At 60.0% G+C, this 14424-nt stretch carries 12 protein-coding genes and 1 pseudogene; 8 read left to right on the top strand and 5 right to left on the bottom strand.

Going from position 1 to position 14424, the window contains the following annotated elements; translation table 11 throughout:
- Positions 1-10: 10 nt before the first annotated feature.
- A complete protein-coding gene (gene sepH / locus QP363_RS11735; RefSeq protein WP_070447326.1) occupies positions 11-1195 on the bottom strand; it encodes a septation protein SepH in 1185 nt (394 codons plus the stop codon).
- Between the two features lie 118 nt (positions 1196-1313).
- The gene (gene serC, locus QP363_RS11730; RefSeq protein ID WP_070645859.1) at positions 1314-2444 is read right to left on the bottom strand and encodes a phosphoserine transaminase; all 1131 of its coding nucleotides are present in this window, start codon (positions 2442-2444) and stop codon (positions 1314-1316) included.
- A gap of 151 nt (positions 2445-2595) precedes the next feature.
- On the opposite strand from serC, the gene QP363_RS11725 reads away from it, so the two are divergent.
- The 6 genes from QP363_RS11725 (at position 2596) to QP363_RS11700 (ending at position 8940) form a co-directional block, all read left to right on the top strand.
- Positions 2596-3888, top strand: coding sequence for a citrate synthase (locus QP363_RS11725; protein ID WP_284764660.1), 1293 nt, complete (start codon positions 2596-2598; stop codon positions 3886-3888).
- Between the two features lie 172 nt (positions 3889-4060).
- The gene (locus tag QP363_RS11720; protein ID WP_010187736.1) at positions 4061-4417 is read left to right on the top strand and encodes an FKBP-type peptidyl-prolyl cis-trans isomerase; all 357 of its coding nucleotides are present in this window, start codon (positions 4061-4063) and stop codon (positions 4415-4417) included.
- Positions 4418-4581: 164 nt separating this feature from the next.
- Positions 4582-5439: an aldo/keto reductase gene (locus QP363_RS11715; protein WP_284764659.1), complete on the top strand. Its 858-nt coding sequence runs from the start codon at positions 4582-4584 to the stop codon at positions 5437-5439.
- Positions 5440-5873: 434 nt separating this feature from the next.
- Positions 5874-6218 carry a DUF485 domain-containing protein gene (locus QP363_RS11710; RefSeq protein WP_049154159.1) on the top strand — a complete coding sequence of 115 codons (345 nt, stop codon included), beginning with the start codon at positions 5874-5876 and terminating at the stop codon, positions 6216-6218.
- A 3-nt stretch (positions 6219-6221) separates the two neighbouring features.
- A complete protein-coding gene (locus tag QP363_RS11705; protein WP_049154161.1) occupies positions 6222-7868 on the top strand; it encodes a cation acetate symporter in 1647 nt (548 codons plus the stop codon).
- Between the two features lie 85 nt (positions 7869-7953).
- A complete protein-coding gene (locus QP363_RS11700; protein WP_284764658.1) occupies positions 7954-8940 on the top strand; it encodes a hypothetical protein in 987 nt (328 codons plus the stop codon).
- A 23-nt stretch (positions 8941-8963) separates the two neighbouring features.
- On the opposite strand, the gene QP363_RS11695 is transcribed toward QP363_RS11700, so the two are convergent.
- Complete coding sequence (locus QP363_RS11695) at positions 8964-9890, bottom strand: DUF1906 domain-containing protein (RefSeq protein WP_144657402.1); 927 nt, start codon at positions 9888-9890, stop codon at positions 8964-8966.
- A gap of 196 nt (positions 9891-10086) precedes the next feature.
- Between QP363_RS11695 and QP363_RS11690 the strand changes: the two genes are divergently transcribed.
- Positions 10087-11070, top strand: coding sequence for a hypothetical protein (locus QP363_RS11690; protein WP_284764657.1), 984 nt, complete (start codon positions 10087-10089; stop codon positions 11068-11070).
- 31 nt (positions 11071-11101) lie between these two features.
- Here QP363_RS11690 and QP363_RS11685 read toward each other — a convergent pair whose 3' ends face one another.
- A complete protein-coding gene (locus QP363_RS11685; RefSeq protein ID WP_284764656.1) occupies positions 11102-11530 on the bottom strand; it encodes an OsmC family protein in 429 nt (142 codons plus the stop codon).
- A gap of 126 nt (positions 11531-11656) precedes the next feature.
- Between QP363_RS11685 and QP363_RS11680 the strand changes: the two genes are divergently transcribed.
- Entirely contained in the window at positions 11657-13879 is a 2223-nt protein-coding gene (locus QP363_RS11680) for a LamG-like jellyroll fold domain-containing protein (RefSeq protein ID WP_284764655.1), read from the top strand.
- Here the strand turns inward: QP363_RS11680 and QP363_RS11675 are convergent.
- Positions 13880-14344, bottom strand: a pseudogene (locus tag QP363_RS11675) (hypothetical protein); the annotation flags it as partial.
- Between the last annotated feature and the right edge of the window lie 80 nt (positions 14345-14424).

Below are 14424 nucleotides of genomic sequence, written 5' to 3'. Positions count from 1 at the left end.
AGGCTACTCGCTAATTGCGGGGGCGCTTGGTAGAGGAGCGGACGCCGAGCAACACATCCTCCCAGTGCGGGGTGACGGCCTTACGGCGGCGCTTGGTGGGTTTGGGTTCCGGATCCGGGTTCTGGAGGAAGTCCTCGTCCACTCCCGTCTCCTTCTCCTCGGACTGCGGTGCGGACTCCTCGCCAGCGGGAGCTGAGTCCTCAGCGCTTGCGGTTTCGGCCGGGTGCTCTCCGCCGTGCGGGGAGGGGAGCACGGAAGGCTCGGCGTAACCGTCGGCGTCTTCTCGGTTACCGGCGTTGTCGCCGCCGGTGTAGGAAGACAGTTCCGTCACGCCGGGAGTACCAGCGCGCGCGTCCTCGTTGACCTCCCGCTCTTCGGCGTAGTCGCGTCCGTCGATGGCTTCGTCATAGCGCTCGCCGCGGCCCACGGAGGTTAGCGAACGCACCGGCTGGACGAAGTCCGGGTCCGTCAGGTCTGCCGCCACAGAGTTGCGTGCCTCCACCGTGGCCGGCGAGGACATGGTCTGCTTGAAGGTCCACTCTGCCTCGTTGGCGGATAGCCCAGTCTTCCAGGTGATGCGCAGGATCCACGGCTCGCCCTGGTGGCGGTAGGCATCCCACGTGGCCTCCGACAGCGAGTGTCCGCGGGCGGCGAAGGCAGTGGCCAGAATCTCCCACAGGGTGAGCTTGGCCGGGCCATCTTCGCGGATGGGGTGTGCCTGCTTGGCGACGTCCGCGATGCGCGCCCGCTCCAAGAGCACTGGGTGCGCGAAAGGCTCGATGCGGGATTCCGGAACGCCGAGTTCCTCGGCGATCTCCGCGGCAGTTGCGCCGGCGCGGATGCGGGACTGAATCTCATTGGGCCGTAGGCGGATTTCTTGTGCCTGCGGTGCGGGCTGGCTCTGTGGGGAGGAAGGTGAGCCGCCAGAGGCGGGCATGACGGTGCGCAAACCGGTGGAGCGCTCAGCCTGTGCAGGCGCGGTGGTGGAATCTTCGGTTGCTGTGGTGGCGTCGCCCTCATCCTGGGCGGCCGAGTCTTCCGCCGCGGTCTCGGATTCAGATTCGGCGGAGTCGGCGGGAGCGAAAAGCTCGCGAAGCTCGTCGGTGACTTCGAGGAAGAATTCCTCACCATCCTCAGCCCGGAGGACGAGCGAGGTGTCAGTTGAGTCGCTGGGTGCGAGGAAAATCTCGCGCATGATGGCGCTCCTTAGCCTGGTAGCGGACATGTGATGAAGTCCACTTTACCCAGAACATGCCCCGAACTCTGGCAAGAGAGCGGGGCATGTTGTGTGACGTAACTAAAAGGAGTGAAACTTAGCGGTTGTCTAGGACGTAATCGATAGCCTTGGTGAGCTTGGTGACGTCCGCCGAGTCAATCGCCGGGAACAGGCCCACGCGCAGCTGGTTGCGGCCGAGCTTGCGGTAGGGCTCGACGTCGAGAATGCCGTTGGCGCGCAGCGTTGCGGCGACCGCAGCGGCGTCGACTGAATCTTCGAAGTCAATGGTGCCGACCACCAGGGAACGCGCTGAAGGCTCGGCCACGAAGGGGGTGGCCTCCGGGCGGGCCTCTGCCCAGTCGTAGAGGATGGAAGAGTTCTCCGTGGTGCGCTTGACCATCCCGTCGAGGCCGCCGTTGGTGTTCATCCACTTGACCTGTTCCTCCAGCATGAGCAGCGTGGCTACAGCCGGGGTGTTATAGGTCTGGTTCTTGCGGGAGTTGTCCACTGCAGTCTGCAGGTTGAGGAAGGCCGGGATGAAGCGATCGGAGGAGTTGATCTTCTCAATGCGTTCGAGGGCTGCCGGGGACATTGCTGCCAGCCACAAACCACCGTCGGAAGCAAAGCACTTCTGCGGGGAGAAGTAATAGACATCGGCATCAGCCATGTTGACCGGCAGACCGCCGGCACCAGAGGTGGCGTCGACGACAACAAGCTGCTCTGCGTTATCCGGATTGGGGCGGGTCACTGGGACCATCGCACCCGTGGAGGTTTCATTGTGGGCCCACGCGATGATGTCTGCGCCTTCGGCGGCTGCTGCCTTCGGATCTGGGGCGGTGCCGACCTCGGCTTCGGTGACGAGCGGGGTGTCGAGCCACGGGGCAGCGGCAGCGGCTTTAGCAAATTTAGAGGAGAATTCACCGAAGCTCAGGTGGGCGGATTTTTTCTCGATCAGTCCGAAGGTTGCTGCGTCCCAGAAAGCGGTAGCGCCGCCAAGGGAGAGAACAATTTCATAGCCCTCTGGTAGGGAAAATAGCTCAGAGAGCCCCTCGCGAATGGAGCCGACGAGGTTCTTGACGGCTGGCTTGCGGTGCGAGGTACCAATGATGGTGTCGGCACCGGCGGTGATTGCCTCAATTTGGGCTGGGCGGACCTTGGAAGGCCCGCAGCCAAAACGGCCGTCGGAAGGGAGGAGATCTGCTGGCAGGACGAGTTCTGAGTTGCTCATGGGGGCAGTGTAGCCTAATTTCGTTCGCACACTAGATACTTTGCCAGGATTGCCAATGTTGGCAGAGTCACAGGTTTTGCTACAGTGTGAAGAGGTTTAGATCTGTCGCGCCGGCCGTGGTCGGCGTTGAACATTGAGGAAAGGAAAACACGTGGCTTCTGAAAAGAACAAGGTTGTACTGCAGTACCCCGGCGGCGAGTACGAGATGGACATTAAACAGTCCACTGAGGGGGACTCCGGCTTCGACATTGGCAAGCTCCGTAACGAGACTGGCCTGGTGACCTTCGACCCGGGTTATGCAGCGACCGGTTCCACCGAGTCCAAGATCACCTTTATTAATGGTGAGGAAGGCATTCTCCGCCACCGTGGTTATGACATCGCGGATTTGGCTGAGAACGCCACCTTTAACGAGGTGTCCTACCTGCTGATTAAGGGCCACCTGCCGACCGAGGACGAGCTGTCGAAGTTCAACACTGAAATTCGCCACCACACCCTCCTGGATGAGGACTTTAAGGCGGCCTTCAACATCTTCCCGCGCGATGCGCACCCGATGGCCGTTCTTGCCTCCTCCCTTAACATTCTCTCCGCTTACTACCAGGACCAGCTCAACCCGCTGGATGAGGAGCAGCTGGACAAGGCTACCGTCCGTCTGCTGGCTAAGGTGCCGATGCTGGCCGCTTATGCTTACCGCGCATCGCAGGGTAAGCCTTATATGTACCCGGATAACAAGCTCAACGCACGCGAGAACTTCCTGCGCATGATGTTTGGTTACCCGACTGAAGATTATGAGGTCGACCCGATCGTGGCCAAGGCTCTGGATAAGCTCCTTATCCTGCACGCTGACCACGAGCAGAACTGCTCCACCTCCACCGTCCGCATGATCGGCTCCGCTCAGGCCAACCTGTTCGTTGCTATCGCCGGTGGTATCAACGCCCTGTCCGGCCCGCTGCACGGTGGTGCTAACCAGGCTGTTCTGGAGATGCTCGAGGATATCCAGAACAACCACGGTGGTGACGCAACCGACTTCATGAACCGCGTGAAGAACAAGGAAAAGGGCGTTCGCCTCATGGGCTTCGGCCACCGCGTGTACAAGAACTACGACCCGCGCGCGGCCATCGTCAAGGACACCGCTCACGAGATCATCGATCACCTCGGTGGCGATCCGATGCTGGACCTGGCTATGAAGCTTGAGGAGATTGCGCTGAACGACGACTACTTCGTCTCCCGCAAGCTCTACCCGAACGTCGACTTCTACACCGGCCTGATCTACCGCGCCATGGGCTTCCCGACGGACTTCTTCACCGTCCTCTTTGCCATCGGCCGCCTGCCGGGCTGGATTGCTCAGTACCGCGAGCAGCTTGAGCTCAACACCAAGATCAACCGTCCGCGCCAGATCTACACCGGCGAGACCCTGCGTAAGGTCACCCCGCGTAGCGAGCGCTAAACGGTAGCCTGAACGGTGGTCTTTAACAGGCCGCCGTGGCTTGACGTATAGCCCATACGCTGGGTTTCTAGGGCCGAGCCTCTCATCTCCGCTTATACTGGGGAACGTTGTGGCTCGGCCCACGCGTATGCGGCCAGCAAAGAAGAAAGTAATCCAAGGAGGATAATCCCCAATGGAAAAGCCCGTAATTGAGCCGGCAACGGAGCCTGCTCCCCAGGACCTTGTCATCGAAGACATTGTGGTGGGTGACGGCGCCGAAGCCCAGCCGGGCGGCTTCGTTGAGGTCCACTACGTTGGTGTTGACTACGAGACGAACCAGGAGTTCGACTCTTCGTGGGGCCGTGGCCAGTCCATCGAATTCCCGCTGACCGGTCTCATCGCCGGCTGGCAGGAAGGAATCCCTGGCATGAAGGTTGGCGGCCGCCGTAAGTTGGTCATCCCGCCGGAGAAGGCCTATGGCCCGGCTGGTGGCGCACACCCGCTGTCTGGCCGCACGCTGACCTTCGTCATCGATCTCATTCGCGCCTAAAGGAGGAAGGGGGCACAGCCCCTCTTTATCTTTTTAAACGACGCCCTGACCGGCCGCGCATTAGAGCACGGCACACATTGGTGAGGGCGTTTCGCGCGTTTTCGTCGGGGCTGAAGGAGCCGTACCGCCCTTTTCTGCTACGCAGCGCGCGGCAGTGCGGCACAATGGGGGACATGAGTGTCCCACAAACTACGTTCAATGATGACCGCGAGATGCCGCTATTGGGTCTCGGAACCTACAAGCTGCGCGGGGAGGAGCTTGGCCGCTCCGTGCGCGAAGCCATCGATCTGGGCTACCGCCACTTCGATACTGCCACGCTCTACGAGAATGAAGAAGAGCTGGGCCAGGCGCTCAACGCCGCTATGAAGGCCGGCGACGTGACCCGCGATGAGCTCTTTATTACCAGCAAGGTCTGGCACGACCACCATGGCAAGGACAAAGTGGGCCAGGCTTTCCGCGAGTCCCTGGACAAGCTGCAGCTGGACTACCTTGACCTCTACCTCATCCACTGGCCCTGGCCACAGGGCGGGTTGTACGTGGAGACCTTCGAGGAGATTGCCCGCATGCAGGGCATGGGTCAGATTGCGTCGATTGGCGTGGCCAACTTCTATGAAGAGACTCTGCAAACTTTGATCGATGAGACGGGCATCGTGCCGGTCCTCAACCAGGTGGAGCTGCACCCGGGCTTTACGCAGTCGGAGCTGCGTCGATTCCATGACAAGCATGACATCGTGACGGAAGCCTGGTCGCCCCTGGCGCGCGGTGTTGTCCTCACTAACCCCGAGGTTGAGGCAGTAGCTGAGAAACACAATATTACTGCTGGCCAAGCTGTCCTGGCATACCTGTTGAACAAGGGAATTTCGGTCATTCCGAAGTCCAGCCGCCGCGAGCGCCTGGCGGAAAACTTCGCTGCCGCGGAGGTAGAGCTTACTGCCGAAGATGTCGCGGCACTCGACGCGCTTGATGGCAAGGAAGGCTTTGGCCGCATGTTCAAGGACCCGCGTGAGTTTCCTGGCGCCTAAAGCTTGAACACTGCGGGGTGCGTTACGTGCCCGTGAGCGATGGAGCCCGTCTTCCGCATCGCGCTCTTTTTCCTTCAATGTTTTGGGAAGAAGGGTGGGGTGCTGAAGGCGGGCTTTGTTGTGTGCCTGGGAAGGTGGGGATCGGCAGGAGAGGAGAGTGAAGATCTGTTAAAGATCCTGCGAAGTTTCGGTTTGCTAAATTAGATTCCCTCTTTGAATTCTCCTGTGGGGGTGCTAGCGGTGAGCTGAAAATGCCTCGTAGATGCAGGGGTAGGGGGTAGTAAAAGTGTGTGTTATTAACTTTTCTTGGCAGGATTTACAACCTTGCAAGGGCAGTTAGGTAACTTACTGTGCAAGGCAAAACGTGATTGAAGACACTACCTTTGTCTCTCACCGCGGTTTGTGGAGAAAAGACCCCTTGTAAGGAGAGCGACATGACTGACGCACCTGCTTCGATTAACTCGCGCCGCGAACCTACGCCGCAAGAGTTCATCGAGATGCGTGACAGCCCGCAGTTTGCCAAGCTGCGCGGCACATACCGCAAGTTCACCTTCCCCATGACTGTGGCGTTCTTTGTGTGGTACGTCCTCTACGTGCTGGCCGCCGTTTTTGCGCCAGACTTCATGGCTATTGAACTTGGGGGAGGCTGGAACGTTGGCCTCATCTTCGGGTTAGCCCAGTTCCTGACCACCTTCATCATCACGTACATCTACGTCAATTACGCCAACAAGAACATCGAGCCGCAGGCAGCGGCCATTCGCCAGGAACTGGAGGGCTAAACAATGCAGACCATTACTTTGGCCGCAGCGGAATCCTCCGCCGGCAATCCGATTCTCAATATTTCAGTCTTTGCGGCGTTCCTTGTCGTCACCATGTACGTGGTGCTGAAAGCCGGTAAGTCCACCAAGGAAGCTTCTGATTTCTACACCGGTGGCGGTAGTTTCTCCGGCCGCCAGAATGGCCTGGCTATCTCAGGTGACTACCTGTCCGCCGCATCCTTCTTGGGCATCGTCGGTGCCGTCGCGCTCAATGGCTACGATGGCTTCCTTTACTCGGTGGGCTTCTTCGTTGCCTGGCTCGTTGCTCTAATGCTCGTCGCCGAGCCGATGCGCAACGTCGGCCGTTTCACCATGGCGGACGTGCTGTCCTTCCGCCTCAAGCAGCGCCCGGTGCGCGTGGCGGCGGCAATCTCGACCTTGTTCGTGTCGCTGTTCTACCTCATCGCACAGATGGCCGGCGCGGGCTCCCTCGTGGCCGTGCTCCTGAATATTCACGACTTCAAGTGGCAGGCCGTCGTCGTCGGCATCGTGGGCATCCTCATGATCGTCTACGTTCTTGTCGGTGGTATGAAGGGCACGACCTACGTGCAGATGATCAAAGCCGTGCTCCTGGTCACCGGTGTGGTCATCATGTGCATCCTCACCTTTGTCTTGCTGAAGGGCGGCTTCAGCGCCCTGTTTACCCAGGCGATTGATATGCACGCTAATTCCGAAGCAATCAAGGAAGGCGGCTACGAGGCTTCCCAGATCATGGAGCCGGGGTTGAAGTACGGCAAGAACCTCACCACGAAACTCGACTTCATCTCCTTGGGCATCGCCCTCGTTCTCGGTGTTGGTGGCCTGCCGCACGTTCTCATGCGCTTCTACACGGTGCCGACCGCGACCGAGGCTCGCCGCTCCGTTACCTGGGCCATCGTCATCATCGGCGCCTTCTACCTGATGACCCTGGTTCTGGGCTACGGCGCTGCCGCCCTCGTTGGCCCGGACCGCATCCTCGCCGCACCGGGCGGTGCGAACTCCGCGGCCCCGCTGCTGGCGTTGGAGATCGGTGGCTCCATCTTCATGGCGGTCATCTCCGCGGTGGCCTTCGCTACCGTTCTGGCTGTTGTCGCCGGCCTCGCCATCACTGCTTCGGCTTCCATCGCGCACGATATCTACCACTCCGTCATCCGCAACGGTGAGTCCACCGAGGCTGAGCAGGTTCGCGTTTCCCAGATCACCGTGGTCGTCCTGGGCATTGTCTCCATCATCCTGGGCATTCTGGCCATGACCCAGAACGTTGCCTTCCTGGTGTCCCTGGCCTTTGCCGTGGCTGCCTCCGCCAACCTGCCGACCATCCTGTACTCCCTGTACTGGCGTCGATTCAACACCGCAGGTGCCGTGGCGTCGATGTACACCGGTGTTATCTCCTGCTTGGTACTCATCTTCCTGTCCCCGGCAGTCTCCGGTACCCCGACCTCGATGTTCCCGAACGCTGACTGGTCCATCTTCCCGCTGTCCTCCCCGGGCCTGGTCACCATCCCGCTGGCCTTCTTCGCCGGCTGGATCGTTTCCATCATGACCCCGCCGGACAACCTAGAAGAACTGTCCGCCGAGATGGAGGTTCGCTCCCTGACCGGCGTGGGTGTTGAGGCTCCGGTGGATCACTAAAACGCCTCAATCACACCGTTTCAGGCGGTAGAGAGTAGAATCAAACATCGTGTTTTACTCTCAGCCTTCTCACAGGGCGGCGTCAGTGCGAGCTGGCGCCGCCCTTCTGGCGTGCGTACTCGGTGCAGCCTCTCTCGTTGCGTGCTCGCCAGCGCACGAAGAAGACTCCGCGGCTGGCGGTTCAGTGCAGACCAGCGCACGCAAACCTGGCCCCATCACACATCGGAAAGGCCAGCTGCAGCTGGCTGCTGTCCCGGACTCAGTAGGTCAGTTCCTCAAGGGCGATGAGTCCAAGGCCATCACGTATTACCGCATTGAGACGGGCATGCACATGGGCTCGACCACTGAACACCAGCCGCGCTATGCGCTGAGCTTGATTAAGCTCTACATCGCAACCTACGTGCTGGAACGCGGGTCTTTCGAGGACAAGTACCTAGCGTTGGATATGGTTGCTGATTCCTCTGACGAGAGTGCCGCACAGCTCTTTGAGAAATATCCGCGATCCATCGATGCCATTGCTAAGGAATATGGCTTGGAGTCCACGTCCGCGGGGGAGGACTGGGGGCATTCCATGACCTCTACGTACGACGTTGTGAGGTTCATTGTTCAGCTCATGGAGGATGATCCGACCCATCCTGTGCTGGTAGCTATGTCCCACGCCGATGCTGTATCTGCCGACGGATATCAACAGAACTACGGCACCGCGAAGCTGAGCGACGTCGTGGGCTCTAAGTGGGGATGGTCGGACAGCAAGGATCGCCATTCCTCGGTATCTTTTGGGGAGAACTTCGTTGTGGCTGCGTCCATTGAAGGAAGCGCTCAGGAACTCACGTCCTATGTACGCAAGGAGATCACCGGTAAGAACCTGGTGAAGGGCAACAACCTGAACAAGGAGGCGCTGGCTAATCCTGGTGCTGTTGCCACGCGCTTGACGACGCCCAGCGCTGCGCCCACTGCGACCTCCACGACAGCGACGCCGGCTGCCGCGACATCTTCGGAGCCGTCTTCTTCTGCGCCGTCCTCTCAACCAACGTCTAGAACGTCGGCCTCGAAGACCTCTGCGGCGCGGTAAGGCGCCGCGCCGCTGCGGGGCATTTAGCCCATGGACTTGCGCACGGTGTTGAGGATATCCACCGCGCCGCGGACTTGGTCATTGCTGATGGAAGAACCAGCAATGGTGATGCCATCACTGCTCACACTGGAGCCGCGACCAGTGGGATCCGGCAGGGTGATGTTGGGCAGCGGGATGTTGTCCGGTACGCTCGGGATGTCCTTGACCTTGGGCGGTGTCACCGCGCCTTGGCCCGGGGTCCACTGACCCCAGTCATTGGCGTAGACGGTGTTAATATCGCAGGTCACGCCGTCGATGGTGGCCTGGTTCTTGGCTTTTTGGTGGATGGTGGTGCGCGGGTGAATCTTGCCGCCCGAGCCCCAATCGTGCATCCAGTAGAACTGGCCAATGCGGTCGTTGACACACCAGTCGATGACGTTGTAATTGCCGTACACGCCGGTCTGGTAGCCGGCCGCGCTCAGCGCCGTCGAGAAGGCCTTGAGGTAGGGGCGGATTTGGTTCTCATACTGGGCGCGGGTGGGGTTGTCATCGATCGCGATGTAGATCGGGCGGCCCTTCGGCCCGCCAGCGGCCTTGTGAATGGCGATGGCCTGCGGGGCGTGGACGGCGGCACCCGCGGCACCGTTGAGCCAGTCGGCGGTCTCGGCGCGGCCGAACTGGTAAATGGAGGCGGTCTTCAGGCCGACAGCGGCATTGGCCTTCGTTTCCGCCAGCGTGACGGGTTTGCCCTGCATCCAGTTAGCGCCGGGGCGGCGCTGGGAAACATAGCGAATGGCGCCGAGGTGGCCGGCGGCCTTGATGGCGCGCGCAGAAGGGACACCGGCGGAGAAGTCAATAATGGTGCCCACAGCTGGACCCACGGCGAGCGCAGCGGGTGCTTGGCTGCCGATGGCACCGGCGGTCAGCGCGAGGGCACTGGCTTTGATAAGGGAACGGCGGGACAAAGACATGATGGAGTTCTCCTAGCGAGGGTCAAGTGGGCTGACAAAGATGGGGCCGAAGAAAGTATCTGAAGTCACTTTAGCCACGATGGTCTAAAATTGCACCACAATTAGTATGGGTGGGTGCACAGGTGCGCCTCGCAGAGCCATAAACGTGCACGGAGCCCCATAAGACGGAGGAATAAGTATGGCTGAAGAGCTGAGAATGCGTTTCATTCAGGGCGACAGCGTGTTCCGGCTGAACCACCAGCAGTTCAGCGATGCTGAGGTGCAAGCGGTGCTTCAGGGTTACATCGAGAACTGCCGTCGGAACTCTCAGTGGATCCTCGATACCCGTGAAGAAGGAAACACCCTCGTGGTGGAGCATCTTTTCCCCGCGGAAGAATTCATCGAGGCGAATAATGGCCGCCTGCATATCGATGAGGCTTTCGTCGAATCACTGCCCCTGACGTACCCGATCGTGTTTGAGATCCGCTCGGGCTACCTGCGCATCCACAAGCCGCTAGCCAATAAGTACGGCGCTCTCCTGTCTGACTTCATTCGTGGCTTGTGGGAAGTGTTGCTGCAAGGTCAGATGCACTACCTGTGGGATCACGGCTTTGCGCAGTGTGGTGGTGTGGGAACGATACAACTCAACGCCTATGGGCTGCTGGAGCCGGACGAGCCGCTCATTGGGTTTTACCGGGTAGACGTCGATATGCAGCACGAGGCCTGGGTGTACATCACCCCGCAAGGGCTCATCCTGGTTTTCGACGATGACGACGTCCTTGCCTTCGACAAGGTGGACATGCGCAATCCCTCGATTCCTTCAGGAGTCTTTTCTTTTAGCATGCTCAAGGCTGAGGTGGTTGGAACCGGCGGCGGCAAGACTATTAAAACCTCAATGAGTCCAAAGGATCTTGGGGAACTGGACCAGGCTCGGACGGATATCCGCACTATGTTGTCCTCACCGCATCAGGGACGTCCGCGCCGCATGGTGGATCCCAGCCCGCTTCCCTGGCTCGTGGTGGACGGCGAAGAGCTGGGCTACATGGCGCAGGCGGATCGTGAGCGCTATCGCCGCCAGCGCTCCGATGCCGGGCACAACCCATTCGGGGATGGCTCCCACACTATGCAGCAAGCCATGGACAACCCCTTCGCCGAATCGTGGGAGGAGCACCCCTCGCGCGACGACAACCCTTTCGCTTAAAGCACCCCACAGGCGCTTAAAACGTGCAGCCTTAGGGCTGGGTCGTGCGGAACGTGACGTTGGTGGGGTTTTCTACCGTGCGGGACACGGTGCAGTCCTTGTCGTGGGAGATGCGCACGAGGCGCTCCATCATGGACTGGGCCTGACGGCCGGCATCGGTATCGGGGAAGCGGAGGGAGAATTCCACGTCGACGTCGCTAAGCCTTGAGGCGCCGTCCTCGTTGACGCGGGTACCTTCCACGTGAACGTCGAAAAGCTCCGGCTCCGTGCGCCGGGAGGTAACTACGTCGACGTCCACGGCTGAGCAGCCCGCCACGGCGGCGAGGAGCAGCTCAACAGGACTCAGTAGTCCTTCGCCCGTGCCGAACTCGAGTGTCGCACCTGCGGCATTCGTGGCGCGGTAGCGACCGGTATCTACGCGGGTGACGTCGACGTTGTATTTCTTAGTGATATTGCTCATGAGCGTTCATCCTAGCGGCGGGTAATCATTTAAACGTGCGTTCATGCGGTCGTTACGTGAGGGAAAGCTATGGAGAATACATTTCTTATGTCTCTTTTGGCTTTATTCACTGTGATTGGAAGAACTATGGCTTCTCGCCGCCTGCTCGGCACCGTGGTCACCGCCTCGGTGGCCGGTACGTTCCTCGTCGTCCCGGCCTCTGCTGCCGAACCTTCAGAAGGCCTGGGCTCACGTTTTAGCATCGGCGTGCTGCCGGACAGCCAGTTCTACTCCCGTTACTCCACCCCGGAAACCGGCAATTTGGCCCAGGCGCGCTACGGCAGTGAGCCTTTTAAGGCGCAAGTCGAGTGGCTGGTGAAGAACCAGGAAGCGCTCAACATGGACTTTGCTACGCACCTTGGTGACGTGGTGGACCAGCCGGACGTCGACGGCGAGTGGAAGGTTGCCGATGAAGCCATGAAGGTCCTCGATGATTCCGACCTGAACTACTCCATCCTCCCGGGCAACCACGACATGATTCAGGATGGTTCAGCGCATCCCTACAACCACTACTTCAACGCCGAGCGTGCCAAGAACGCTAACCCGGAGACCTTCCGAGAACGCCACACTGCAGTGAACAACGACTCTGAGTACCACATTTTTGAAGCAGAAGGCCAGAAGTACCTAGTCTTGGCGCTGGCCTGGCGCGCGGACGATGGAGCCCTGGACTGGGCCCAGGGCGTTCTCGATGCTCACCCAGACCTCCCGGTCATCCTCACCAGCCATGAGGTGCTCAACATCGATGGTGCTGGCGAGGTCTTCTACTCCGATGACTACGGCCAGGGCCTGTGGGACAAGTTCATTAAGAAGAACGACCAGATCTTCCTTACCATGGGCGGACATCACCACGGCGCGGGCTACCGCGTGGACAAGAATGACGCTGGCCACGACGTCATTGGCATCCTGCAGGACTACCAGATGGCTTACCAGGGCGGCAATGGCCTGCTCGGCGTTCTCGAGTTTGACCTCTCCGGCAACGAACTAGAGATGACCGCCCTGTCCCCGTGGGTGGCGCAGAAACCAGCCAAGGAGCTCACGCAGTTCGACAAGCTCATCCTCGACGGCAAGGGCGATAGCTACCACGTGCCGCTGAACTTCAATGAGCGCTTTGCTGACTTTGCCCCGGAGTGGACCATCGGCGATGAGAACAACCCGGACCTTGGCCAGAAGGCTCGCGACATCGCTGAGGAAGGCTACACCCCGTACACCATCCCGAAGGATCAGCTTCCGGAGGGCCCGAACGACTTCGTGAAGGCCGACAAGACCGTCTTTCACTGGCGCCCGGGCCAGACCAAGAACAAGGACGGCAAGCAGCTTGCCGACGGCGACGTGGCCACCGAGGGCGCTGTCATTCCGGATGCCTTCGGTGCCGACGGTGCCGGCGACCTCGTTCGCGAGGGTGGTCCTTCCAACACGGGCGAGCGCATCACCTACACCAAGGACCACCACCCACTGTCTTCCGATTCTGGTTCCCTCTACTGGTCCGACCCAGCCGGCAAGGCCGCGATGGCGGAGTTCCGGTCCAAGGAAGGCGCTGAGATCAACAAGGTCGATACCTCCGCGGGCTACACCTTCGAGTCCTTCGTAAAGATTCCGAAGGATTTCAACGGCTCCGAGCACGGCTGGGGGAGTGCTATCTCCCGTGACTCCAGCATCGCCGAGCTTGTCGACGGATCCGACGACACCGACCCCACCGTCATGTTCGGCATTTCTAACCTCCGTGAGCTGCGCTGGTGGGCGGAACCGAAGGAAGGCGAAGGTTCTACTGTCTGGTCCCACGAGGTGCCCACCGACGAGTGGATGCACATCGCCGTGGTGAACAAGCCGGATTCCGACACCGTGGAGATGTTCATCAACGGTGCACCCATCCTGCGCAACGCCAAGGGCGCTGAAGGCCTCCTCCCGCGAGACCTGCAGTGGGTCATGGGCGCTGGCTTTGATAACCGCACGCCGCAGGACCCGTGGTACGGCTGGATTGGTGAGACCCGCCTGACCCAGGGCGTTCTGGACTCGGACCAGTGGCTGACCGCCCGCCCGGCCGTGAAGGAGGAAGAGCCGTCGAGCTCCACTACGACGCCTACCGAGCCGACCAAGCCTTCTAAGCCGACCAACACGAAGGAGCCTTCTGCCGACGATATGGCTGCGGCCTTCTTCGCAGGCTCCAGCCGTGGCGCGAAGGTTATCCTCCCCATCATCGCCGTCATTGCAGTCGTCGGCGGTGCCGCCTACGGCCTCATCCCGACCATCAACCGCATCTTCGGTCTTAACATCCCGCAGCCGAAGCTGCCGCAGATCCCGGGTCTGAACTAGTTACCGTTCACCCTCCGTCCCCCGACTCACATTGAGGCGGGGGTTTTCTATTGTGATGGCGATTGAGTGGGTGTACTCGGTGTCGATACCGTTGTCGTAGAGGGCTGGTCGTCCTGTTTCGTGGTCGGCTTGGTTCTCGGTGTGGGTCAGGATGGATACTTTGGCGAGTTGGTCCTGGCCCCAGTGGGACTGTCTGGCGATGCGTAGTGGATCGTCGGGCAGTTCTGTTTTTAGGTACAGCCACCAGTCCAGCATTTTGCGCTGGTGTTCATTTGTTCTGCCCCGGTGAGCACGCGCAATCTCTTTCAGGCGAGCGTTAATCCCGCCTTCAAGACTGTTGGTCGTAGATTTGATGCGGGCAGGTTCTAAGACGCCTTTAGGTTGATTGATGTAGACAAAGAGCATGCCTTGGCGCCATAGATGGTTCAGACTGTTGTAGGCCTTTCGCACGTTGGAATGTGTCCATTACCTGAGGTTACCCTCGTTTAGTGGACACCCTATTTGTACGGATCTTGTGTCCGTAGGAGAGGATGTTCATTGTGAGT

This window comes from Corynebacterium sp. UMB6689, assembly GCF_030215295.1.
GTDB classification, from domain to species: domain Bacteria; phylum Actinomycetota; class Actinomycetes; order Mycobacteriales; family Mycobacteriaceae; genus Corynebacterium; species Corynebacterium aurimucosum.
This window is presented reverse-complemented; position numbering and strand designations above follow the sequence as displayed.

Coding starts and splice junctions, on each gene's coding strand:
- QP363_RS11715 (WP_284764659.1), top strand. CDS start 4,582: ATGGGGGACATGAGTGTCCCACAAACTACGTTCAATGATGACCGCGAG.
- serC (WP_070645859.1), bottom strand. CDS start 2,444: ATGAGCAACTCAGAACTCGTCCTGCCAGCAGATCTCCTCCCTTCCGAC.
- QP363_RS11690 (WP_284764657.1), top strand. CDS start 10,087: ATGCGTTTCATTCAGGGCGACAGCGTGTTCCGGCTGAACCACCAGCAG.
- sepH (WP_070447326.1), bottom strand. CDS start 1,195: ATGCGCGAGATTTTCCTCGCACCCAGCGACTCAACTGACACCTCGCTC.
- QP363_RS11685 (WP_284764656.1), bottom strand. CDS start 11,530: ATGAGCAATATCACTAAGAAATACAACGTCGACGTCACCCGCGTAGAT.
- QP363_RS11720 (WP_010187736.1), top strand. CDS start 4,061: ATGGAAAAGCCCGTAATTGAGCCGGCAACGGAGCCTGCTCCCCAGGAC.
- QP363_RS11695 (WP_144657402.1), bottom strand. CDS start 9,890: ATGTCTTTGTCCCGCCGTTCCCTTATCAAAGCCAGTGCCCTCGCGCTG.
- QP363_RS11710 (WP_049154159.1), top strand. CDS start 5,874: ATGACTGACGCACCTGCTTCGATTAACTCGCGCCGCGAACCTACGCCG.
- QP363_RS11705 (WP_049154161.1), top strand. CDS start 6,222: ATGCAGACCATTACTTTGGCCGCAGCGGAATCCTCCGCCGGCAATCCG.
- QP363_RS11680 (WP_284764655.1), top strand. CDS start 11,657: ATGGCTTCTCGCCGCCTGCTCGGCACCGTGGTCACCGCCTCGGTGGCC.